The sequence below is a fragment of the Rhodanobacter glycinis genome, assembly GCF_900114325.1.
Taxonomy (GTDB): Bacteria; Pseudomonadota; Gammaproteobacteria; order Xanthomonadales; family Rhodanobacteraceae; genus Rhodanobacter_A; species Rhodanobacter_A glycinis.
In genome coordinates, this window is sequence record NZ_FOSR01000001.1 from 50,399 (window position 1) to 73,036 (window position 22,638).

Consider the following 22,638-nt stretch of genomic DNA (forward strand, 5'->3'; position numbering starts at 1 on the left):
GCTCCTACAAAAGCGGATTGTTCGAAGTGTTTCTGAGGGCTGCGCGTCAGAACGCCGGCAGCACCGCGCCGTGGTACTTCTTCTCGATGAACGCCTTGATCGTCGGGCTGGTCAGTGCCTTGGCCAGCTTCTGCACGCGCGGGTCGTCCTTGTTGTCGGGGCGGCCGACCAGGTAGTTCACATAGGGTGAATCCTTGTCCTCGATCAGCAGGGCGTCTTTCTGCGGATCGAGGCCGGCGGCCAGCGCGTAGTTGGTGTTGATCAGCGCCAGGTCGACCTCGTCCAGCGTGCGCGGCAGCATCGCCGCTTCCAGCTCCTTGAACTGCAGGTGCCTGGGGTTGGTGGTGATGTCCTTGAGCGTGGCCAGCGCATCGGACGGGTCCTTCAGCGTGATCAGGCCGTGCTTTGCCAGCAGAAGCAGGGCGCGGCTGTTGTTGCTGGGATCGTTGGGGATGGCCACGGTAGCGCCGTCGGGCAACTGGTTGATGTTCTTGTAGCGGTGCGAGTACGCGCCGAACGGCTCGATGTGCACGCCGACGATGGTGATCAGGTGCGTGCCGTGCTGGCGGTTGAAGGCATCCAGGTAGGGCTTGGTCTGGAAGTAATTGAGGTCGATATGCTTCTCGACCACCTGCATGTTCGGCTGCACGTAGTCGGCGAATACCTTGATCTTCAGATCCACGCCTTCCTTGGCCAGGATCGGCTTGACCTGCTTGAGAATCTCCGCGTGCGGTATGGCGGTGGCGGCTACGGTCAATATATGACTGTCTTCCTCGTCGTTCGACGAGCAGCCGACCAGCAACAGCAGCCCCAGGGTGGCGACGATGGCGAGGATCAGCAGTTTCATGGAAGGCATTCTCTTGTGCGGTGCAAAAGAATAGCCGTCCATACGTCCAGATGCAAAACGACTTTCAGTGGCGTGAAAGGCGTGCCACCACGCGGTCGCCAATGACCTGCAGCCCTTGTACCAGAACGATCAGCAGCACCACCGTGACCACCATGTAGTCCGATTCGTAGCTCAGGTAGCCATATCGATAGGCCAGATCGCCAAGACCGCCGGAGCCGATCGCGCCACCCATCGCGGTATAGCCGACCAGGGCGATGGCGGTGACCGTGATACCGGCGGCAATACCGGCGCGAGCCTCGGGCAGCAGGACGTGGCGCACGATCTGCCAGGTGCTGGCGCCCATCGCCTGGGCCGCCTCGATCACGCCGTCCTGCACTTCGCGCAGCGCGGTTTCCACCAGCCGGGCGAAGAACGGGGCCGCACCGATCACCAGGGGCGGAATCGCGCCGCGGATCCCCAGCTTGGTGCCGACCAGGAAGTAGGTGACCGGCATCAGCACGATCATCAGGATGATGAACGGCACCGAGCGCAGCACGTTCACCACCAGCGCGGTGAGACCGTACAGTTTCGGCATCGCGCGCAACTGGCCCTTGCCGGTGAGGTAGAGCAATACGCCCAGTGGCAGGCCGATCAACACGGTCAGCGCCAGCGAGCCGCCCAGCATCAGCAGGGTATCGATGCAGGCGCGGCCCAGTTCGCCCCAATCGTCGATGTTGGGAAACAGGGTGTGCAGCAGCGGGACGGTGGTCATGACGGGTTCTCCAGCGAAGCGACTTCCTCGATCTCGATGCCGGCGGTGCGGAGCGCTTCCAGCGCGGCGTCCACGTTGGCGCCATCCAGCGCCAGCGTGAGTTGCCCGTATGGCAATTCCTTGATGCGGTCGATGCGGCCGGCGAGGATGTTGAAGTCGACCCCGGTGTCGCGCATCACCCGGCTCAGAGTCGGGGTCCAGGTGGCCTCGCCGCGGAAGGACAGGCGCAGGATGCGGCCTGGCACGTGGGCGTAGGGCGTCTGCCTTGTACTGGCGGCTTCTTCCGGCAGCGCCTCCTCCACGAAGCGGCGCGTGGTGGGGTGGCGCGGATGCAGGAACACGTCGGCGACCGCCCCCGTTTCCACGACGTGTCCGGCATCCAGTACGGCCACGCGGTCGCAGACACGGCGCACCACGTCCATCTCGTGGGTAATCAGCACGATGGTCAGCTTCAGTTCGCGGTTGATCTCGGCCAGGAGTGCCAGCACGTCGCCGGTGGTCTGCGGGTCGAGCGCGCTGGTGGCCTCGTCGCAAAGCAGGATGGACGGCCGGTTGGCCAGCGCGCGGGCAATGCCGACGCGCTGCTTCTGGCCACCGGAAAGCTGCGACGGATACTTGTCGGCATGCGCTTGCAGTCCCACCCGCGCCAGCAGTTCGTCGACGCGGGCGCGGATCGCCTTGGCATCGCGCTCGCCGGCCAGGCGCAGCGGAAAGGCGATGTTGTCCGCCACGGTCTGCGAGCCGAGCAGGTTGAAGTGCTGGAAGATCATGCCGATGCGCCGCCGTTGTGCGCGCAACGCCGGCTCGTCCAGCGAGGTCATGTCGATGTCGTCGATCAGCACGCGGCCGCCACTGGGGCGCTCAAGCAGGTTGATCAGGCGCACCAGTGTGGATTTGCCCGCGCCGGAATGGCCGATGATGCCGAACACTTCGCCGTCGGCGATCTCCAGATCAAGCGGTTGCAATGCGGGAACGTCCCGGCCGTCGACACGGTAGGATTTGTGGACATCGAGGAAGCGGATCACGGCGGTTCAGCGGTGGGGCGGGCGGGTATTCTAGGGGATGTGTGCCTTGGGCGTAGACTTCCATACGTCCATCCCGCCATTTTCCCCTTTGTGGAATCCATCGACATGACCAGCATCTACGATTTCAGCGCACGCGACATCGATGGCCAGGAACGCTCGCTGGCCGAATGGCAGGGCAAGACCCTGCTGATCGTCAACGTGGCCTCGAAATGCGGGTTCACCCCGCAGTACAAGGGGCTTGAGGCACTGTGGCGCGAGTATCGCGACCGCGATGTGGCGGTGTTGGGCTTTCCCTGCGACCAGTTCGGCCACCAGGAGCCGGGCGACGAGGCCGAAATCCGCAACTTCTGCAGCACCAGCTACGAGGTCAGCTTTCCGTTGTTCGCCAAGATCGAGGTGAATGGCGCGAACACCCACCCGCTCTACAAGTGGCTGAAGAGCGAAGGCAAGGGCATTCTCGGCAGCGAGGCGATCAAGTGGAACTTCACCAAGTTCCTGGTCGGCCCCGACGGCCAGGTGCGCAAGCGCTACGCCCCCACCGACACGCCGGAGAAGATTGCCCGCGACCTGGCTGGCTGAGTCGGGGCCACCGGGAGCGCGGAATTACTACTGGAGCCCGGGAAGGACGGGCGTGGCAGGTGCCGTGCCGGCTTCCGCCACGGCAATGGTGTTCTCGGCCAGTGTTTTTCCGTGGCGATCGAACGCGCGCAGGCGATAGCGGCCCGGGAACAGGTACAACGGCTCACGCATGGATGGCTTGGTGAAAAGGTAACGATCGGCAGCAGTGGCGTTGTCCGGTTCGCCTGGATAATGGGCCTCGATGACGCACGGGAACGTCTTGCCGCAAAGGCTGCCATCCACGAAATGGGCGTGTCGCTTGCCATCGAGCTGCAGCCACGCCGGCCGGATCGGATCACTGGAGGGCGGTTTGACCGCGATGCCGCTCATGCCGAAGGAGAGCCATGCCGTGTGCACTTCGTCGCCGCCCGGCGCCAGCGCCAGACTGGGCGGGAGCAGCACGCTGACATCGTAGGTGCCCGGCGAGACGCTCCACGCCTTCCCGGTTTCGCGATTGACCAGGGCCGTGGGCAACTGCGGATGAAAGGACGCGACGAGCTGGTGATATGGGTCGAATTCATTCCCTGAGTGCACATCGCGGAAATTGACCTGGTCGACCGACAACGGGGTGAGGCCCGTCAGCGCCTGCAATTGCATGGCCATGGGCTTGACCTTGCCCAGCCGGCCCTTGCCTTTGTCGATGTGAGCGTAGCCGGCATGCACGAACAGCCGGGCATCCGGATTGCCGGCAAACACGCGCTGGTACAGGTTGCGTGCCTGTTCCCGTTCGCGCGCCGCGGTGTCGGTGCTATCGCCGTCATAGGGAACGATGACGAAGCCGAGCCGGATCGCCGTGCGGATGATTTCACCGTAGAGGGGCTCGTGGAGATATTCGGATCCGCTGGTGCCATCCGGATAGCCGCGCTTCATCAGTGCGGGGTCGCGATTGCCCAGCGCTTCCGCGGCGAAATGGGTGAAGCCGAGTGCGCGCAGGCGCGGCAGCAGCGCCAGGGTCAGCTCGCGGGTATGTGCGTCGTGGTGGGCCTCGTTGACCATGACGATGTGACGGTCCCTGGCCAGTTCGGCGACGACATCGACGGCCCTGGCGGCTCGCCAATCGCTCGCCTGCGGAATCGACAGGTTGCCGGGTAGCCGGGGTATCAGTGGGAAATCGAGGATGGCTTGCTTGTACATGCCCAGCTCGTCCTCGACACCCGCCAGCAATTGCACGGCAATCGGGCGGTCGGCCGGGGCAAGACGGGGCATGGCCTGTTTCAGATAGTTGTAGCGGGCCAGGTCATTGGTCATCGGCTCCAGTGTGCGGAACAGAGTGTCCAGTGACATGTCCGGTGCTTTCGCGAGGATGCCGGGTGTCAACAGGCAAAGGGCGAAGCCCAGGGCGGTTCGAATCGGCATGGGAAATCCGCATGTCAGGAACGTGCCCGTACGCTATATGAACGCGGATCGCATGTATTTACGCAGTGCGTCAGGCGCCTGCTCAATGCTCGTTGCGAAACCCGGCCAGCAACTCGGCGATGGCGTCGAGGTCGGCGCTGGTGCGCGGGGCGTCGGCGGGGTGTCGATAGTTGTTGAGCATGATGGCGAAGGCGAGGTGTTCGCCATCCGCGCTGGTGACGTAGCCGGCGAGGCAGTCGACGTAGGTCATGCTGCCGGTCTTGGCGTGCAGGTTGCCGGCGGCCGGGGTGTTGCGCATGCGCCACTGCAAGGTGCCGTCGATGCCGGCAATCGGCAGCGCGCTGCGCAACTGCGTGGCGTAGGGTTGGGCCGCAAGGTATTGCAGCAGGCGCACCAGTGCGGCGGGTGTGGTCAGGTCTTGCCGCGACATCCCGGTGCCTTCCTCCAATAGTGCAGAGGAGGGTGCGATGCCGATGCGGCCGAGCAGTGCGTACAGCGCACGGATGCCCCAGTCCTCGCTGCTTTGGAAGCCGCTCGGGGTGGGGGATGCGGGATCGGGTGATGCCATGGCTTCGGCGCGGGCCTTGACGCCGGCGATTTGCAGCAGGTTCTGCAGGTACAGGTTCTGCGAGCGCTTCAGGCCGCTGGTCAACACGTCGAGCAGCGGCGGCGACAGCACTTCGCCCAATGGCTGCGCATGGGCGAGCAGGTAGGCGTCGTCCTGCGGCCAGTGCAAGGTGCGTACGCGGCCCTCCAGTTTCACGCCGTGGGCGGCGAGTGCGCGTTGCAGGCGCTGGCCGGCAAGCAGCGCCGGATCGGCTATCGCCAATCGGTAGCGTTGCGGCTTGGCGCCCACGGGCATGCTGCCAAAGGCGTACAGGGTGGAGGCGCCCGGGGCGCGATAGAGGTTGATGTCCGGGGGTGTGCCGGCGGCGCTGGTGGTCAGGGTGTCGACGAGCGACGGCACCGCATCGCCGGGGTCGACATCGAGTCGGGCTGGTTCGCCGGCATGCGCCGCCGGATGCACGGTCACCGCGACGATGTTCTCATTAATGCTGAGTGCGGAAGTGGGTGCGCCGTACCAGCTCTGCAGGTCGTTTGCCTCCCAGCCGGCGCCTTCGGCCGGACCGGTGAAATAGCTGTCGTCGGCGATCAGGTCGCCATGCACGCGACGCACGTCATGCGCGGCCAGTTGTGCCGCCAGCTGATCGGCCCAGTCGGTGCTGCTGCCCGTTCCGAGGGTGGGGTCGCCCATGCCGTACAGGATCAGCGGGCCGTCCAGCCGTCCCTGTCGCACAGGTTTCGTGCCCAGCAGTCGGGTGGGAATGCGGTAGTCGGGGCCCAGCGTATCGAGCACCAGCGCGGCGGTGTACAGCTTGGCGGTGGAGGCAGGCAGCAGCAGGTGCTCGGCACGATGGGTGTACAGCGTCTGGCCGCTGTCCAGCGACACCACGGCGATGCCCCAGGCCGCGTGGGCGAAGCGCGGTTGATGGATCAGCGCATCGATCCGGGCATCCAGCGTCGCGACGGCCGCAGGCGCGGTGGGCGGCACGGCGGCAGTTGGCGGGACGACCACCGGCGCGGCGGCGACGGAAGCGGCAAGGGCGGCGTACAGCAGCGGGGCGAGGGCAAAACGAGGCGTGCGCATGGCGGTCAGTATCGCCAATCCGGCCCCCCGCTGCAGGCCGTGCCATCGGCACATCTCTGTTAGGCTTGGACTTTCGTGCCGGATGAGCTCCGGCGAATTCACCGAACCGTGAGATTTTTCATGCAGATTGCCCAGAACACCGTTGCCGCTTTCCATTACACCCTGACCGACGACGCAGGTCAGGTCATCGACAGCTCCAATGGCCGCGAGCCGTTGACCTACATGCACGGCAAGGGCCAGATCGTGCCGGGTCTGGAGAAGCAGATGGAAGGCCGCAAGGCGGGTGACAAGTTCAATGCCGATGTGGCGCCGGCCGAAGGTTACGGCGAGCACCAGGCCGAGTTGATGCAGGAAGTGCCGCGCGAGGCGTTCCAGGGCGTGGAAGACATCCAGCCCGGCATGCAGTTCCAGGGCCAGGGCCCGCAGGGCGTGGTCAACGTCACCGTCACCAAGGTCGAGGACGGCAAGGTGCACATCGACGGCAATCACCCGCTGGCCGGCAAGACCCTGCATTTCGCCATCGAAGTGGCCGACGTGCGCGAGGCCACCAAGGAAGAGCTCGAGCACGGTCACGTGCACGGCGAAGGCGGTCACCAGCACTGATCGCATCCCGACGGTTCACCGTCGTGCGATATCCGAAGGCCCGGAGCGCAAGCCCCGGGCCTTCGTCGTCAGAGCCATTTGCGATGTTGGGTCAGTACCAGTCGAGCAGCGAGATGCCCACGCCGAGGTAGGTGGCGTTGTGGTTGTAGTCGATCAGGCTCTCGCCGTAGCCCTTGAACAGTTCCATGTAGCCGCGCACGTTGCCGGCTACCGGGAAGCTCCAGGTGAAGCGGGCGGCGCCGTGGCTGCGACTGCCGCCGCGCAGCGAATGGCGCAGCATCAGGCCGAATTCCTGGCCGTGCCATTCATGTATCAACTGCATGTCGGCGCGGCCGATGTAGTCGCTGATGTCGGGGTTGTTGTCGTCCTGGCGCGACTCGGGAATGCGCCACCACGGACGGATCATCAGCGTCCATCCCGCGCGCTCGAAGCCGAAGTCGGCGATCACCCGGTTCCAGCTGCGCGACAGCGGATCGGAGCGGCCGTTGGACTGGTGGTCGACGCCGATGCCGAGCAGCCGGCCATCCCAGCCCAGCACGTGGTAATGGGTGTTGAACACCAGCATCGCTTCGGGTTCGTAATTGGTTTCGCGGAACGGGCGCGAGAGCTTCGAGTTGTAGGCCTGCCAGCGCGAGGACTGGGTGTAGCCGATCCACAGGTCGCCGGCATCGCCGAACACGCCCTGCCAGACCTTGGTCTTCAGGCTGATCTGGAATTTCGCCTCGACGTTGTCGAGATCCTGCGGTGTCTGCACCGTGTTTACGGGATTGGGGCTGGTGGGGCGGTCGTTCTGGTTGCTGGTGGCGAACACCGGCATCACGTAAACCGGCTGGTAGCCGCGGATATTGAAGGTGCCCAGTTTGCTCTCGGGCGAGAGCTCCCACCGGGTGTCCAGCAACGACAGCGGCGTGGCGACCTTCGTGGGAGCGGGCTCGATGCGGTGTTCGTGCGAAAAGATGCCGTGGCTGGCCATCGATGGAGGCGCCTCGGTGTTTTCGGCGTTGCGCTTTTCCGCGGCAGGCAGGTTTTCGCGGCCGGTGGCCTTGTCGTAGCAGGCCAGGCGCTGCGCATCGCTTTCGATGGCCGTGCAGGCACGGATGTCCATCGGATTCGGGTTTTGCGCATGGGCGGCCATGCTCAGCAGGCCGGCAATCGTGGCCGCAAGCACGGCGGTCGACTGTTTCATCAGGGAGGGCTCCTCAGGGCGCGGTCCGGGCGCGTGGGGGGCGGCCATTTTAGCGGGTGGGCGTGACGGGCAAGAAAACGCCGATCACAGGCAGCGCGTGATCGGCGTTGAAAAGGCCCCAGGCTGAGCCGGAATTTCCGGCGTGCCGTCAATGCATCTGTTTCACCCAGCGCTGGTATTCGGCCTTGCTGATCGAGCCGTTGCGGTTGCTGTCGGCGTATTCGAAATCGTTCGCCAGCGGCGGGTAGGCGGCGGCTTGTGCTTCCGTGATCGACTTCTTGCCGCCGGAAAGCGTGGCGAAGTCCGGAGCCGGGCCGGCATCCGGCACGGCGGCCGGCTGCGAGTTGATCGTCACCTGGCCCTTGGGCGAGTTGAACGTGGTGCTGGTGGTGTCGCTGGTCGGGGTCGACTGGGACTGATCCTGCGCCAGGGCATTGCCGGCCAGCAGCAGACTGCCGGCGACGAGGGGAATGAGGAAAGCGGTACGCAATTTCATTGTAGGTACTCCATGCCAATATGGGATACGGCGCTGGGTGCGAGAACCATGCAAGGTCTCCGGACTCAGCAGGTACGCTAACAAGCGTTCCGTCAACAAGGACTCAAGATGGCGGCGGTAGTTTTGTGAAGATGGCGCGAACGTTGGGCAAACCTTCAGCTCCGGCCGGGGTGTTGTCGGTGAATCAGGCGCGCTGCCTGCAATTGGCTGCGCAGGGTTTGTTGCAGCCGCCGCGCCGCCGGGCAAAGCGCACAGACGTGCCGGCAATCGTCGAGCGCATGCGCTTGCTGCAGATCGACACCATCCACGTGGTCGCGCGCAGTCCGTACCTGGTGTTGCATGCGCGTCTGGGCGATTACCCGCCCGAATGGCTGGACGAGGCGCTTGAGCGCGGCCGTTTGGCCGAGTGCTGGGCGCATGAAGCGTGTTTCGTGCCGGCGTCGGATGTCGCCTTGCATCGCGCCTGGCGCGGGCAGCGCGATGGTCACTGGGCGCATCGGCATGCTCGGCGCATGCGTGACGAGCATGCCGCGGACATGGATGCGCTGCTCGCGCACATCCGCGCCAACGGCCCGGTACGCGCGGCTGATTTCGAGCGCAGCGATCGCGGGGCTTCCGGCTGGTGGGAGTGGAAGCTGGAAAAGCGCTGGCTGGAAGCATGGTTTGCGTCGGGCGAGTTGATGGTGGCGCGGCGCGACCGGTTCCAGCGCGTCTACGATATGGCCGAGCGAGTGCTGGCCCGGCTAAACCCGCCACTGGATGCGGCGGACGCGGGCTTGTCGCACGAGGATTTGCGGCGGCGTTTCATCCTGGACAGCGTGCGGGCGCTGGGCGTGGCCCGGGCGCGCTGGATCGCGGATTACTACCGGCTGAAGCCGGGCGTGACGACGCGGGAACTGCAACCGTTGCTGGCCTCCGGCGAGTTGCTGGCGGTGGAGGTGGCGGGCTGGACGGAACCCGGCTACGTGCATGCCGATCATGCCGCGATGCTGGCGAAGGCATGTGCCGGACGCTTGCGTGCGACGCATACCGCTTTGCTGTCGCCGTTCGATCCGTTGGTCTGGGATCGTGCCCGTCTGCTTGCGATGTTCGATTTCGACTACCGCATCGAATGCTACGTGCCGGCCCCAAAACGTCAGTACGGCTATTACGTGCTGCCGATCCTGCATCGCGGTCGATTGGCCGGGCGGCTGGATGCCAAGGCGCATCGTGCCGAGGGCGTATTCGAGGTGAAGTCGCTGTATCTTGAAGAAGGCGTGGAACCGGATTCCCGGTTGGTGGCAGATCTCGCCATGGCCATCACCCGCACTGCGCGCTGGCACGAAACGCCACAAGTGCGGCTGGGACGCTGCCGTCCGGCGGCGCTGGCGCCGCTGTTGCGGGCGGCACTGCGGGACGCTGCCGAAATCGGATGATCATCTCGGGGCCGGCGCTCAGTGCGAGCTGCTGCTCGGCATCGGCAGTGGCGCGTCGCAGGATTTGCCGTGCAGGGCCTCGTGCAGGCTTTGCTGCAGCGATTCGCAGCGGTTGGCCAGTTGCGGACGAATGTCCGGGTCCTGCGAATCGCGCAACAGGCTGTCGCGCATCGTCTCGTAGCGACTTTGCAACTGGTCGGGGGCAAAGATGTTGGCCGCACGGTGACAGGCGATATAGGTGGACAGATAAGCGTCGCAAACCGGGATGCCGGTGCGCGACGGCAACGGGGTGGGGGCGGTCTCGGCCGCGGATGAAAGGTGGTGGACGTGGTGGTGCGTTTGGGCGGGGGCCGAGGACGTCGGGCGAGCAGGTTGCTGGCTGCAGGCCGCCAGCAACAGGGCGCACCCGGCGCAGGCTGCCGTGGCAAAGCGCGGCACCGTGAAATGTTTCATGAGTGACTCCCGGGGCGTCCAGGAAGCGGGCGATGGCTTCACCCTAATCCGACCGGCGTAAAAGGAAGTTGAAATCGGCGGCTGGCGGTGGCCTGAATCAAGCGTGGCCCGGCGATGCGAGGGAGTCGCATTCGAAAAAAACTTCGGCTACGCTTTGAGTACTGTGTTTGCCGGGGTCACCAGAGTCATGTGACCCGATGCTGCTGATCGTGATCCGTTTCATCGCTCACCCTAGGGTTCCTTGCACACCAGTAAGCAGACGCCGCCGATGGCGGTCGTCGAGTCTATGTATTTTCGTGAAAACCTTAGTGGAGTGTTTTATGTCTGATCGTCAGATCGGTACCGTCAAGTGGTTCAACGACGCCAAGGGCTTCGGCTTCATCAGCCGTGACAACGGCCCGGACGTCTTCGTGCATTTCCGCGCGATCACCGGCAACGGCTTCAAGAGCCTGCAGGAAGGCCAGCAGGTCAGCTTCAAGGTGGTGCAGGGCCAGAAGGGCCTGCAGGCCGACGAGGTGGCTGCAGTCTGATTGCCTCGCGGCACTCGAACCAGCAAAGCCGGGCAGCGATGCCCGGCTTTTTTGTTTGCAGGCAATGACTTGGGGCCGGATTTTGGCTTGTGTGGCCTTTCAGCACTTGCATTTCAAAAATAAGTTATCCTCGGGCCACTGTGTCTGCTTGGTCACGTGCGTGCCCCGATGCGGTTTTGCGTTTCCGTGTCGCTCCACTCGATCCTCAGCATGCCCAGTAAGCCGTCGACCCGGGCGGGTCGACTGGTCTCAAGTCAGAGTTGAAACGGATCGGAGTGAGTGAGTCATGTCGGATCGTGAAGTTGGCACCGTCAAGTGGTTCAACGACGCCAAGGGCTTCGGCTTCATCAGCCGCGAGAACGGCCCGGACGTCTTCGTGCATTTCCGGGCCATTACCGGCACCGGGTTCAAAAGCCTGAAAGAAGGCCAGAAGGTCAGCTTCAAGGTGGTGCAGGGCCAGAAGGGCCTGCAGGCCGATGAAGTCGCGCCGGAGTGAACCGCATCGATGCACGACCGGAGAAGGCCGGCGCAAGCCGGCCTTTTTCGTGGACGGTTTTGTGTCGCGCGCGTCGATTCGCTAGCCTGCGGCCATGACCGCACTCCCTGTTTCGCCAGACACACAGGCGCTGGCCGAGCCCGATGCCATGCCGGTGACCACCCGCGACGGCGCACGCTTCGAATTGCTGCTGCTCGCGCCGGCGTCATCGCCCCGGCATGTGCTGTACTGGCTGCCTGCACTTGGCGTGCCGGCGAAGCATTACCTGCCGCTGGCCACGGCGCTGGCGGCTGATGGCGTGGCTGTGGTGCTGCATGAGTGGCGCGGGATCGGCTCGAGTGATCGTCGTGCGGGTCGGCGCTGCGACTGGGGTTATCGCGAACTGCTGGAGGTCGATCTGCCGGCCGGCCTGGCGGCGGCGCGGGCGCGCTGGCCGCAGGCCGTGTTCCACATCGGCGGGCACAGTCTGGGCGGGCAAGTGTCCTGCCTGTATGCGGCGCTGCATCCGACGGCCTTCGCCGGCATCGTGCTGGTGGCCAGTGGCGCACCTTACTGGCGACGTTTCCGGCGTGGCGCGGCGATCGGTTCCGCCTACGTGCTGGCGCCGTGGCTGGCCCGGTTGTGCGGTCATCTTCCCGGCCGCCGGATCGGTTTCGGCGGCAACGAAGCACGTGGCGTCATTGCCGACTGGGCGCGCAGCGGTCGCAGTGGGCGTTATGCCGCGGCGGGCATGACGGTGGATTTCGAGCAGTGCCTGTCCGAGCTGCAGCAGCCGGTGATGGCCCTGCGCCTGCGCGACGACTGGTTCGGGCCGTCCGCTTCACTGGAATGGCTGCTCGGCAAGATGCCACGGTCTGCACATGAGGTCGGCGTGATCGAGCCGGCGGATCTCGCGGGCCACCCTGCCGATCACTTCACGTGGATGAAGACGCCGGCGGAAATTGCCGCCCGCATCGCGCATTGGGTCGATCGACGGAACACTGCGTTCGCCACGCCGGACCCACATTCATCTTGAAGCGGCGGCGGGATGCAGGCACTTCCAGATATCGCTCTCCACAAGGTCGTCTGATGCCCAAGCTCTTCGAACCCCTGTCGCAACGTGGCCTGACCCTGCGCAATCGCATCGCGGTGGCGCCGATGTGCCAGTACTCGGCCGTCGACGGCTTGCCGGATCACTGGCATCTGGTGCACCTGGGCAGTCGCGCAGTGGGTGGTGCGGCGGTCGTCATTGCCGAGGCTACCGCGGTGTCGGCCGAGGGCCGCATTTCGCCGCAGGACGCCGGTATCTGGAATGACGCGCAGCTCGCCGCATGGCGACCGATCGCCGATTTCATCGCGGCGCAGGGCGCCATCCCCGGCGTGCAACTGGCCCATGCCGGTCGCAAGGCCAGCACCCAGCGCCCGTGGGAAGGGCATGGCCCGGTGGCCGTGGCGAAGGGCGGCTGGACGGTGGTTGCGCCCTCGGCTGTGCCGTTCGATACCGGCTGGCATGTGCCGCATGCCCTGGACGAGGCCGGTATCCGTGCCGTGATCGCGGATTTCCGCGCGGCCGCGCAACGGGCGCTGGACGCGGGCTTTCAATTGATCGAACTGCATGGCGCGCATGGCTACCTGCTGCATCAATTTCTGTCGCCGTTGAGCAACCGCCGGGCCGATGCCTATGGCGGCAGTTTCGACAACCGCACCCGCTTGCTGCGCGAAGTGGTGGTGGCGGTACGTGAGGTATGGCCCGAGCATCTGCCGCTGTGGCTGCGCATTTCCGCCACCGATTGGGCGGAGGGCGGTTGGACCCCGGAGGAAAGCGTGGCCCTGGCGCGCATGGTGAAGCCGTTGGGCGTGGATCTGGTCGATGTGTCCAGTGGTGGCCTCGTGCCGCACGTGACGATTCCGCTGGGCCCGGGTTACCAGGTGCCCTTTGCGGCGCAGGTGCGCCGCGAGGCTGACATCGCCACCAGTGCGGTGGGATTGATCACCGAGGCTGCGCAAGCCGAAGCCATTCTCGCCGAGGGTGCCGCGGACGTGATCTCGTTGGCGCGCGAGAGCCTGCGTGATCCGTATTTCCCGCGCCGCGCCGCCAGCGAGCTGGGTGCGCAGATCGCCGCACCGGTGCAATATGGGCGGGCTTGGTAACACGCTTCCGTGCTGCCGACTCAAGGAGTGTCCCGATGAACGCCACGCCGCAACGCATCGACGGTCGCCTGCACGATCTCGGCGATGGCTTCACCGTGCGTCGCCTGCTGCCGGCGCTCGATGCACGCCACGTCGGCCCGTTCGTGTTCTACGACCACATGGGGCCGGTGGACCTCGCCCCCGGACGGGGCATGGATGTGCGGCCGCATCCGCACATCGGACTGGCCACGGTGACGTGGTTGTTCGACGGCACGATTCGCCATCGCGACACGCTGGGCAGCCTGGCCGACATTCGCCCGGGCGCGGTGAACTGGATGACGGCCGGCCGCGGGATCGCCCATTCCGAGCGCACGCCGCCCGAGGCCCGTGCCAGTGGCCAGCGCATGCATGGCGTACAGGTGTGGGTGGCGTTGCCGAAGGCGGACGAGGACGTGCCACCGGAGTTTCATCACCACGAGGCCGATGCCTTGCCTCGCATCCGCTTGCCGGGTGCCGAATTGGTGCTGATCGCCGGTAATGCCTACGGACGTGCTTCACCGGTGAAGGTGTTCGCGCCGATGTTCTTCATCGAAGCGCGGCTCGAGGCCGGTGCCGTGCTGGAACTGCCGCACGAGCACGCGGAGCGCGGCGTGCATGTGGTCGATGGCGTGCTGGAGTGGGGCGGCGAGTCGCTGGCCCATGGCCAGATGGCGGTGCAGGCCGGACCGCCGGCACCACCGCTGCGTGCCCGTTCGGCCAGTCGGGTGATGCTGTTCGGTGGGGCTCCGCTGGATGGCGAGCGTCACCTGTGGTGGAACTTTGTCGCCAGTACGCAGGCTCGGATCGAGCAGGCAAAGGACGACTGGCGCGAGCAGCGCTTCGGCAAGGTCGCCGGTGACGAGGATGAGTTCATCCCGTTGCCGGCGCGCTGAGCGGGAGGTGGCGCACATGGCCGGGTTCACCAGCTTTCGCGAGTTCTATCCGTTCTATCTTGGCGAACACCGCGACCGGCGCTGTCGCCGAATGCATTTCGCGGGCAGCACGCTGGTGCTGCTGATCGTGTTGCTGGCCTTGCTCAGCGGGCGGTTGGCATGGCTGTGGCTGCTGCCGGTGGTCGGCTACGGTTTCGCCTGGATCGGGCATTTCGCCTACGAGAAAAACCGCCCGGCCACGTTCCGCCATCCGCTGTACAGCCTGATGGGCGACTGGGTGATGTACTGGCAAATGTTACGCGGCAAGGTGCGGTTCTAGGAGCGCCTTGTCGTGCTGGCCGGGATGCTTAGCGGTACTGCTGGTGGCAGGTCTGGCAGGCCTTGCCGACCGGTTCCAGCACGGTGGCCAGCGCGGGGCAATCCGCCGGCGCGGCCAATACGGCGGCCTTCAGTGCGCTGCGCAGGTGGTTGGCATCGTCCACGAACGGCTGCGGCGCACCAGGGAAAGCTGCGGGAATATCGCTGGCGATCACCTGCATGTGCTGCAGCTGGTCCAGGCTCACGGCTGCTTCGCAGCGCTGCGACTTGAGCGCGCCCTTCAATTGGTGCATGTGATAACCCATGGTGGTCATCACGGCCTTGGGCATGGGATTGCGCTCACTCAGCGTGTTCATCACGGGAACCGTGCCAAGAATGCCGATGACCAAACCAAGCAGAATGAGAAGGGCTGCACGCATGTCGACGATCCGGGTGGCAATGAAGATTGCCGCCGAGGATACCGCAGCCTCGTGTCCTTGCCATGCGCGCGGTTGGTTAAACTGTCGGCCTTTCGGTGGCATCGTCGGGAACGACATGAAGTTTTGCAGGAAATCTCGCGCAACAGGTGCACGGTCATGAGCGAAGCGACTTATCCGGTCGAGCGCTTTGCCGGTGTCGAGCGCTTGTATGGCACGGGCAGCCTCGACCGGCTGGCGCAGGCGCACGTCTGCGTGGTCGGTGTCGGCGGCGTGGGTTCATGGGCGGCCGAGGCACTGGCGCGCAGCGGGGTGGGGCGACTCACCCTGATCGATGCCGACGATATCTGCGTATCCAACACCAACCGCCAATTGCATGCGCTGGACGGCGAGTACGGCAAGACCAAGGTCGGCGTGATGGCCACGCGGTTGCATGCAATCAACCCGGTGCTGCGGCTGGAGGCGATCGAACGCTTCCTGACCACCTCGACGCTGGACGAACTGCTCGACCGCGGCTACGACGTGGTGCTGGATGCCTGCGATGCCTTTCGCGTGAAGCTGGAGATGATCGCCTGGTGCCGCCGTCGCAAGTTGCCGATCGTCAGCGTGGGTTCGGCTGGTGGTCGCACCGACCCCACCCAGATCCGCGTGCGCGACCTGTCGCGCACCGAACACGACGCGATGTTCAGCCTGATCCGCAAGAAGCTCCGCACCGATTTCAACTTCCCGCGCAACCCGGACCGCTACTTCGGCGTGTCAGCCGTCTATTCGCTGCAGAACGTGCAGTACCCGCAACCGGATGGCACCGTGTGTGGCAACCGCCCGCCGGGTGGCGACGCATTGAACCTGGCCTGCGGCGGCGGGCTGGGCGCGGCGACACACGTCACCGGCGCGTTTGCGTTTGCGGCGGTGGGCAAGGTGATGGAGAAGTTGCTGCAAGCCTGAATCCTTCCCCCCTCCGGAGAGAAGAGCCTGGCCCGAATTTGATCCGGGGTGCCCGAAGAGCGGATGAGGGGTGGGTGCTCGCGATCAGGCGGGTTCGAAGCGCGCTTTACATGTCCTTGTGGGGCGATATGGCAAGCAGGCATCCCTGCGTCGCCGCCCGTTCGGCATCCATGCCTCACCTGGTAATCGCTGCGCGAGATGCGCTTCAACGCATCTCGCAAACGCAGCAATTACCAACCCATGTATTGCCCGCCGTTGATGGCCAGGTTGGCGCCGGTCATCCAGCCGGTTTCCTCGCCGGTGAGGAAAGCCACGGCATGGGCGATTTCCTCGGGCTTGCCGAGGCGGCCGATCGGAATCTGCGCCTCGATCTTGGCGCGCACGTCTTCCGGCACGGCCATTACCATGTCGGTGGCCACGTAGCCGGGCGAAACGGTGTTCACGGTGATGCCGAACTTTGCATTCTCCTGTGCCAGCGAGATGGTGAAGCCGTGCATGCCGGCCTTGGCGGCGGCGTAATTGGCCTGGCCGTACTGGCCTTTCTGGCCGTTGATCGAGCTGATCTGCACGATGCGGCCCCACTTGCGCGCACGCATGCCCTCGATCACCGGGCGGGTGACGTTGAAGCAGGCGTTGAGGTTGGTGTTCACCACCTCCGTCCACTGCTGGTAGCTCATCTTGTGGAAGGTGGTGTCGCGGGTGATGCCGGCGTTGTTGACCAGGATGTCGACGGGACCGCACTGCGACTCGATGGCGCGAACCATGGCCGCGCACGCTTCCGGGTCGGAGACATCACCTTGCACCATGCAGACCTCGATGCCTTCCCGTGCCATCTGCTGTCGCCATGTCTCGGCCTTGGCGGCATCGCGAAAGTTGGTGGCCACGCGATGTCCATGCCCGGCAAGATAGCGCACGATCGCGGTGCCAATGCCGCCGGTGCCGCCTGTGACCAATGCCGTGCGCTGTGCCATCGCTGTTCTCCTGGGTTTCCGGGTTTTCGTGTCTGCATGTGTCGAATCGGGATTGGACGTCCGAAACGCGTCGGACGTCCGCTTCCATCATCGCGCGTCGCGGCGTGGTTTTGGAAACTTTCTTCGCATGGATGCGTTGCCTTTATGTGACATGGCGTCCTGCGCCGCGCGGCAAACGCGCGGGATCGAAGTGCGCCAGCGCGTGCGCGAGCAGTTCAGCCGGTTGTTCGGCGTCGCTCGCCGGGACCCCGAGGAAGCCCAGCGCACGTCGCAGTGCCGGCAGGGGCCGGGCTGCATCGACGGGACAGGCGCCGTCGGACTTGGACAGCTTGCTGCCTTGCGCGTCGAGCGCCAGCGGCAGGTGGCGGTAGCGCAGCGTGGGCAGGCCAAGCAGGCGCTGCAGCCAGATCTGCCGCGGCGTGGCATCGAGCAGGTCGTTGCCGCGGACGACTTCGGTGATGCCCTGGAAGGCATCGTCCACCACGCAGGCGAGCTGGTAGGCGTAGATGCCTTTGGCGCGGCGGATCACGAAATCGCCCACGTCTTCGCGCAGGTTCTGTCGGTACGCCCCCTGCACGGCATCCTCGAAGGCGACGTCGATATCCGGTGCGCGCAGGCGCCAGGCCGGCGGGCGATCCGTGGTCGGTGGAGTGACGCATCGGCCGTCGCGGTGCAGGCCATGCGTGGCGGCAAGGTCGCTGCGGCTGCACCAGCAGGGAAAGACGTGATCGTCCACCCGCAGCACCGCGAAAGCGGCGTCATAGGCGGCGCGGCGTTGCGACTGGTAAAGCACGGGCGCGTCCGCGCGCATGCCGAAGGCGTCCAGTGTGGCGAGGATGTTGGCGGCGGCTCCGGGCACTTCGCGCGGCGGGTCGAGATCCTCCATGCGCAGCAGCCATTGGCCGCCGGTGTGACGTGCGCACAACCAGCTGCCCACAGCGGCCACCAGCGAGCCGAAATGCAGTGGCCCGCTGGGTGATGGGGCGAAACGACCGCGGCAACTCATCGATTGCGGTGCTTCGCGTGAGCGATGACGTGGCGGGGCAAGCGTGTCCTCGTGTCTGGTCAGTCTGGCTGGTAGAGCGGATACAGGCTGGATTCCTCGCGGTTGATCCGCTGCTTGAACAGCGCCCCCACGGATTGGTAGTCCGCGGCGAACTCGGACTGCAGCGTGGCATCGAATGTTCCCGGAGACTGGTATTTCTTGACGAAGACGACGACGCCGCGTGCGATGGTGTTCATCTCGCGACGGAAGTCGCGCATCATCTCGGCATTGTGCGTGTCGCCGGCCAGGCTTTGTTCGAGATAAGTGTAGAAACGCACGTTCTCGGTAAGGATGTGTGCTTCCAGCCGGGTCTTGAAATTGACCAGCTCGGGGCGGATTTCGTCGTATCGTCCGTCTTGCATGAGCTTGCCGATGCGCTCGAACAGCGCGCCCAGCTCGGCGTGGTCATGCAGCAGCGAGTTGAGCAGGGCTGGATCGTAGCGGATGGTGCGCTGGGGCCCGCTCGCCTCGGTTGGCGCGGCGTGGGAGATGGTGTCCTTGGTGGCATCGTTTGAGCCGAACAGCTTGCCTAAAATTCCCACGGTGGCCCCCTTGTTTTGGCCCGGGTCCATCCCGTGACCAGTCATTACTGTACTGCGCATTTGCCTCCTTGCAACGGCTTGCGCGAAGACGCGGGCTGGGTGCAAATTATCGTGTTGTACCGGTGCGCCAGCGCCGTGATCGTATGGATTTGCGGGCGATTTCTCCCTCTTGAAATGACCCCTGATCGCCCCGACTGATTTGCTGGCGCCCCGTCGCGCTCCCATTTCATCGACTGCCCGAGAGACAGCCGTGCGCCGCATAGCCCTGTTCGTTGCCACCAACCTTGCCGTTCTGCTCCTGCTGAGCATCATTTGCCACCTGTTCGGGGTGGATCGGATGGCTTCCGTCCAGGGCATTGGCGGCAGTACCGGGCTGCTGATCTTCGCGGCAGTGTTTGGCATGGGCGGCGCTTTCATTTCACTGGCCATGTCCAAATGGATGGCGAAGATGTCCACCGGTGCGAAGGTGATCGCGCAACCCGCGAACGAAACCGAGCGCTGGTTGCTGGATACCGTGCGTCATCACGCGCAGAACGCCGGCATCGGCATGCCCGAAGTGGCGATCTACGACGCCCCGGAAATGAACGCCTTCGCCACCGGTATGACGAAAAACAGCGCGTTGGTGGCGGTGAGCTCCGGCCTGCTGCAGCAGATGGACCGCGAGCAGGTTGCCGCGGTGCTCGGCCATGAGATCGGTCATGTGGCCAATGGCGACATGGTCACCATGACCCTGATCCAGGGCGTGCTGAATACGCTGGTGATCCTGGCAGCGCGCATCGTTGGCCGGATGGTGGACAGCTGGATGAGTGGCGGTCGCGACGACAACCGCGGTGGCGGCGGCATCGGCTATTTCGTGGTGGTGATGGTGCTGCAGGTGGTGTTCGGCCTGTTCGCCTCGATGATCGTGATGGCCTTCTCGCGCTGGCGCGAGTTCCATGCCGACGCCGCCGGCGCGAAACTGGCCGGACGCGGTGCGATGATTTCCGCCTTGCAACGGCTGCAGACCGATCACGGCGAGAACACGCTGCCGAAAACCCTGGCCGCCTTCGGCATTTCCGGCCCGCTGGCGCAGGGCTTCCAGCGTCTGTTCATGAGCCACCCGCCGCTGAATGAGCGCATCGCCGCGCTGCAAAGCGGTCGCTGATCCGCCGCTTTTCACTCGCCCTTGCGTGTAGGGGAGGGTTGGGGCGGGGTGCTCTTGCCCTTATCTTTGAAAGTCCAGGTTGAAAAGCGACCTCCCTCTCAACCTCCCCCTGCGGACAGGGGGAGGAGCTATTGTCCATAGTCATAGTCAACGTCTGTTCGGAATATCCACGCATGAACGCACCCGCCGAAACCCGCAAATTCGAAGCCGAAGTCGCCCAGGTCCTGCACCTGGTCACGCATTCGCTGTACTCGCACAAGGAAATCTTCCTGCGCGAGCTGATCTCCAACGCCTCCGACGCCTGCGACAAGCTGCGCTTCGAGTCGATCGCCAACCCGGCGTTGTCAGCGGGTGACAGCGAGCTGCATATCGACGTCAGCTGGGATCCGGACGCGCGCACCGTCACCGTGCACGACAACGGCATCGGCATGACCCGCGATGAAGTGGTGGCGAACATCGGCACCATCGCCAGCTCCGGTACCAAGCGTTTCCTCGAAGCAATGTCCGGCGAGCAGAAGGCCGACGCGCGCCTGATCGGCCAGTTCGGTGTGGGCTTCTATTCCGCCTTCGTGGTAGCCGACAAGGTCACCGTGATCACCCGTCGCGCCGATGCGCCGGAAAGCGGCGGCGTCAAATGGGAGAGCGACGGCAAGGGTGAGTATTCGCTGGAGCAGGTCGACCAGCCGCAGCGCGGCACTTCGGTGATCCTGCACCTGAAGGCTGACGAGGACGAGTTCCTCAAGCGCTGGCAGCTGCGTTCGCTGATCACCAAGTATTCCGACCACGTTGCCTTCCCGATCCGCATGCCGCAGGAGAAGGACGACAAGCCGACCGACGAATTCGAAACCATCAACGCCGCCTCGGCGCTGTGGACCAAGCCCAAATCGGAGATTTCCGACGAGGATTACCAGAGCTTCTACAAGTCGCTCGGCCACGACTTCAACGACGCGCTGGCGTGGACGCACAACCGCGTCGAGGGCAGCCAGAGCTTCACCACCTTGCTGTACCTGCCGTCGCAGCCGCCGTTCGACCTGATGATGGGCGGCCGCGACGAGCGCAAGGGCCTCAAGCTCTACATCAAGCGCGTCTTCATCATGGACGCCGCCGAAGAGCTGCTGCCGAACTACCTGCGCTTCGTGCGCGGCGTGGTCGATGCCGACGACCTGCCGCTCAACGTCAGCCGCGAAATCCTGCAGCACAACCGCCAGCTCGATCGCATCAAGGCTGCCTGCGTCAAGCGCGTGCTCGACCTGATCGAGAAACTGGCGCGCGACGAACCCGAGAAATTCCACACCTTCTACAAGGCCTTCGGCAACACGCTCAAGGAAGGCATCAGCGAAGACGCCAACAACCGCGAACGCATCGCCAAGCTGCTGCGCTTCGCCAGCACCAAGGGCGAAGGCACCGCGCAGAACGTGTCGCTGGACGACTACATCGGCCGCATGGCCGTCGGCCAGGACGCGATCTGGTACATCACCGCCGACAGCTACGCCGCCGCCGCCGGCAGCCCGCAGCTGGAAGCGTTCAAGGCCAAGGACATCGAAGTGCTGCTGATGTCCGACCGCATCGACGAATGGATGATCGGCAGCCTCAGCGAGTACGACGGCAAGAAGCTCAAGAGCGTAGCCAAGGGCGACGTGCCGCTGGACGAAGCCGACAAGAAAAAGCAGGAAGAGGCAACCAAGGAAGCCGAGCCGCTGCTGAAGAAACTCAAGGACCTGCTCGGCGATCGCGTGGGTGACGTGAAGGTCTCGGCCCGCCTCACCGATTCACCGTCGTGCCTGGCCCTGAGCGACTACGAAATGGCACCGCACCTTGCCCGCCTGCTGCGCGAAGCCGGGCAGGACATGCCCGAGTCCAAGCCCACGCTGGAGATCAACCCCGCTCACGCGCTGGTCAAACGCGTGGAGACCGAAGCCGACGAAGCCAAGGCCAAGGATCTGGCCACGCTGCTGCTGGAGCAGGCAGAGATTTCCGCCGGCGCGCAGCTGCCGGATCCCGCCGCGTTCGTGCAGCGGATGAACCGGGTGTTGCTGGGGTAAGCCGCAGGGTCAATTGCCACGAACGTTGGTGCCGGCGTGCGTTTGCGGCCAGAGCGGCGTATGGCATGCACTCCAGCGCTGCATGCCCAGCATGCAGCGCTGGGTCTTACATGGGCAGGGTGGGTGCAGGCATTTCCTGACCATGGATGCCAAGCACAGACAAGGTGCAGGCATCGAGATCGAGCCAGCACGCGACCACCATGCGATTGTCGATGCGCCGCGCCGGCCCGGCGCGATGGGCATGGACGCCGATACGGCGAAACAGGCGCTCCATGCTGAGAAACGTCACCGCAACCAGCCGGTGCGCGCCAAGCCGCAGCGCTTGGCGTACCACCAACGCCAACATTGGCCGGATGGCCCACTCCGGATCGTCACCTGACAGATGCGCGGCGAAGCGCGACAGCTCCCAAGTGCCTGCGTCCTCGGGTGGCAGCATGGGTTTGGCCAGCAGAAATGGGAACAGCTCCTTCAGCAGGTAGGGGCGCGTGGTGGGTAGTAACCGTGCACACCCGCAGATCGAGCCGCTGTCGTCGCGGGCGATGACATAGATGGTGTCGTTGCGATCGAACTGGTCGCGCTCCATGCAGCCATCCACGACGGGAAGTTCCCAGCCCAGTTGCTCGACGAAGACCCTATAGCGGTAGCGCGCGAGTGCGTCGTCGATCTCAGCGGGCAGGCGCCCGCCATCATGCATGGTCGCTTGCATCATTCCACCCCTGGCTTTCCATTGCAGAAGTGAGAACTACAGCG

At 64.8% G+C, this 22,638-nt stretch carries 25 protein-coding genes; 12 read left to right on the top strand and 13 right to left on the bottom strand.

Translation table 11 applies throughout. The annotated features are described in order from the left end of the window. Nucleotides 1–46: 46 nt before the first annotated feature. The 3 genes from BMY90_RS00280 to BMY90_RS00290 form a co-directional block, all read right to left on the bottom strand. Complete coding sequence (locus BMY90_RS00280; protein WP_092700308.1) at nt 47–847, bottom strand: MetQ/NlpA family ABC transporter substrate-binding protein; 801 nt, start codon at nt 845–847, stop codon at nt 47–49. A gap of 64 nt (nt 848–911) precedes the next feature. Beyond that, nucleotides 912–1,598, bottom strand: coding sequence for a methionine ABC transporter permease (locus tag BMY90_RS00285; RefSeq protein ID WP_092700311.1), 687 nt, complete (start codon nt 1,596–1,598; stop codon nt 912–914). Continuing rightward, nucleotides 1,595–2,623, bottom strand: a complete 1,029-nt coding sequence (locus BMY90_RS00290) for a methionine ABC transporter ATP-binding protein (protein ID WP_092700314.1) — start codon at nt 2,621–2,623, stop codon at nt 1,595–1,597. Before BMY90_RS00290 ends, BMY90_RS00285 begins: the two co-directional genes overlap by 4 nt. A gap of 105 nt (nt 2,624–2,728) precedes the next feature. Here BMY90_RS00290 and BMY90_RS00295 point away from each other — a divergent pair, with 105 nt between their 5' ends. After that, the gene (locus tag BMY90_RS00295; protein ID WP_092701019.1) at nt 2,729–3,202 is read left to right on the top strand and encodes a glutathione peroxidase; all 474 of its coding nucleotides are present in this window, start codon (nt 2,729–2,731) and stop codon (nt 3,200–3,202) included. 27 nt (nt 3,203–3,229) lie between these two features. Here BMY90_RS00295 and BMY90_RS00300 read toward each other — a convergent pair whose 3' ends face one another. Next, a complete protein-coding gene (locus BMY90_RS00300; RefSeq protein ID WP_175481460.1) occupies nt 3,230–4,597 on the bottom strand; it encodes a hypothetical protein in 1,368 nt (455 codons plus the stop codon). An 82-nt stretch (nt 4,598–4,679) separates the two neighbouring features. After that, nucleotides 4,680–6,245, bottom strand: coding sequence for a D-alanyl-D-alanine carboxypeptidase/D-alanyl-D-alanine endopeptidase (gene dacB / locus BMY90_RS00305; protein ID WP_092700316.1), 1,566 nt, complete (start codon nt 6,243–6,245; stop codon nt 4,680–4,682). A gap of 120 nt (nt 6,246–6,365) precedes the next feature. Here dacB and BMY90_RS00310 point away from each other — a divergent pair, with 120 nt between their 5' ends. Beyond that, nucleotides 6,366–6,848, top strand: a complete 483-nt coding sequence (locus BMY90_RS00310) for an FKBP-type peptidyl-prolyl cis-trans isomerase (RefSeq protein WP_008211906.1) — start codon at nt 6,366–6,368, stop codon at nt 6,846–6,848. A 91-nt stretch (nt 6,849–6,939) separates the two neighbouring features. Here the strand turns inward: BMY90_RS00310 and BMY90_RS00315 are convergent, their stop codons facing one another. Further along, nucleotides 6,940–8,034 (bottom strand): phospholipase A, encoded by a 1,095-nt coding sequence (locus BMY90_RS00315; RefSeq protein WP_092700319.1) that lies wholly within the window; start codon nt 8,032–8,034, stop codon nt 6,940–6,942. A gap of 148 nt (nt 8,035–8,182) precedes the next feature. Further along, the gene (locus BMY90_RS00320) at nt 8,183–8,530 is read right to left on the bottom strand and encodes an EF-hand domain-containing protein (protein WP_092700322.1); all 348 of its coding nucleotides are present in this window, start codon (nt 8,528–8,530) and stop codon (nt 8,183–8,185) included. Nucleotides 8,531–8,700: 170 nt separating this feature from the next. On the opposite strand from BMY90_RS00320, the gene BMY90_RS00325 reads away from it, so the two are divergent. Further along, nucleotides 8,701–9,945 (top strand): winged helix-turn-helix domain-containing protein, encoded by a 1,245-nt coding sequence (locus BMY90_RS00325; protein ID WP_092700325.1) that lies wholly within the window; start codon nt 8,701–8,703, stop codon nt 9,943–9,945. Between the two features lie 18 nt (nt 9,946–9,963). Here the strand turns inward: BMY90_RS00325 and BMY90_RS00330 are convergent, their stop codons facing one another. Further along, entirely contained in the window at nt 9,964–10,398 is a 435-nt protein-coding gene (locus BMY90_RS00330; RefSeq protein WP_092700327.1) for a hypothetical protein, read from the bottom strand. A gap of 320 nt (nt 10,399–10,718) precedes the next feature. Here BMY90_RS00330 and BMY90_RS00335 point away from each other — a divergent pair, with 320 nt between their 5' ends. From BMY90_RS00335 to BMY90_RS00360, 6 genes are all read left to right on the top strand, one after another. Beyond that, on the top strand, nt 10,719–10,928 hold the full coding sequence (locus tag BMY90_RS00335; RefSeq protein ID WP_008211894.1) for a cold-shock protein: 210 nt from the start codon (nt 10,719–10,721) through the stop codon (nt 10,926–10,928). Nucleotides 10,929–11,214: 286 nt separating this feature from the next. Beyond that, complete coding sequence (locus BMY90_RS00340; protein WP_008211891.1) at nt 11,215–11,424, top strand: cold-shock protein; 210 nt, start codon at nt 11,215–11,217, stop codon at nt 11,422–11,424. A gap of 94 nt (nt 11,425–11,518) precedes the next feature. Beyond that, on the top strand, nt 11,519–12,439 hold the full coding sequence (locus BMY90_RS00345; RefSeq protein ID WP_245734767.1) for an alpha/beta hydrolase family protein: 921 nt from the start codon (nt 11,519–11,521) through the stop codon (nt 12,437–12,439). 53 nt (nt 12,440–12,492) lie between these two features. Continuing rightward, a complete protein-coding gene (locus BMY90_RS00350; protein WP_092700329.1) occupies nt 12,493–13,554 on the top strand; it encodes an NADH:flavin oxidoreductase/NADH oxidase in 1,062 nt (353 codons plus the stop codon). Nucleotides 13,555–13,589: 35 nt separating this feature from the next. Beyond that, nucleotides 13,590–14,465, top strand: a complete 876-nt coding sequence (locus BMY90_RS00355) for a pirin family protein (protein ID WP_092700332.1) — start codon at nt 13,590–13,592, stop codon at nt 14,463–14,465. A 16-nt stretch (nt 14,466–14,481) separates the two neighbouring features. Next, complete coding sequence (locus BMY90_RS00360; protein ID WP_008211882.1) at nt 14,482–14,784, top strand: Mpo1-like protein; 303 nt, start codon at nt 14,482–14,484, stop codon at nt 14,782–14,784. A 28-nt stretch (nt 14,785–14,812) separates the two neighbouring features. On the opposite strand, the gene BMY90_RS00365 is transcribed toward BMY90_RS00360, so the two are convergent. Continuing rightward, complete coding sequence (locus tag BMY90_RS00365; protein ID WP_008211879.1) at nt 14,813–15,202, bottom strand: cytochrome c; 390 nt, start codon at nt 15,200–15,202, stop codon at nt 14,813–14,815. A gap of 156 nt (nt 15,203–15,358) precedes the next feature. On the opposite strand from BMY90_RS00365, the gene BMY90_RS00370 reads away from it, so the two are divergent. After that, nucleotides 15,359–16,144: a tRNA threonylcarbamoyladenosine dehydratase gene (locus tag BMY90_RS00370; RefSeq protein ID WP_092700334.1), complete on the top strand. Its 786-nt coding sequence runs from the start codon at nt 15,359–15,361 to the stop codon at nt 16,142–16,144. 230 nt (nt 16,145–16,374) lie between these two features. Here the strand turns inward: BMY90_RS00370 and phbB are convergent, their stop codons facing one another. From phbB to BMY90_RS17160, 3 genes are all read right to left on the bottom strand, one after another. Continuing rightward, a complete protein-coding gene (phbB, locus tag BMY90_RS00375) occupies nt 16,375–17,115 on the bottom strand; it encodes an acetoacetyl-CoA reductase (protein WP_008211875.1) in 741 nt (246 codons plus the stop codon). 142 nt (nt 17,116–17,257) lie between these two features. Then, on the bottom strand, nt 17,258–18,121 hold the full coding sequence (gene gluQRS, locus BMY90_RS00380; protein WP_008211872.1) for a tRNA glutamyl-Q(34) synthetase GluQRS: 864 nt from the start codon (nt 18,119–18,121) through the stop codon (nt 17,258–17,260). A 59-nt stretch (nt 18,122–18,180) separates the two neighbouring features. After that, the gene (locus tag BMY90_RS17160) at nt 18,181–18,732 is read right to left on the bottom strand and encodes a hemerythrin domain-containing protein (RefSeq protein ID WP_217638540.1); all 552 of its coding nucleotides are present in this window, start codon (nt 18,730–18,732) and stop codon (nt 18,181–18,183) included. Nucleotides 18,733–18,952: 220 nt separating this feature from the next. Between BMY90_RS17160 and htpX the strand changes: the two genes are divergently transcribed. Next, nucleotides 18,953–19,846 (top strand): protease HtpX, encoded by an 894-nt coding sequence (gene htpX, locus BMY90_RS00390; RefSeq protein WP_092700337.1) that lies wholly within the window; start codon nt 18,953–18,955, stop codon nt 19,844–19,846. Between the two features lie 173 nt (nt 19,847–20,019). After that, the gene (gene htpG / locus BMY90_RS00395; protein ID WP_092700340.1) at nt 20,020–21,888 is read left to right on the top strand and encodes a molecular chaperone HtpG; all 1,869 of its coding nucleotides are present in this window, start codon (nt 20,020–20,022) and stop codon (nt 21,886–21,888) included. A gap of 106 nt (nt 21,889–21,994) precedes the next feature. Here the strand turns inward: htpG and BMY90_RS00400 are convergent, their stop codons facing one another. Then, nucleotides 21,995–22,594, bottom strand: coding sequence for an acyl-homoserine-lactone synthase (locus BMY90_RS00400; protein ID WP_092701029.1), 600 nt, complete (start codon nt 22,592–22,594; stop codon nt 21,995–21,997). Nucleotides 22,595–22,638: the final 44 nt, after the last annotated feature.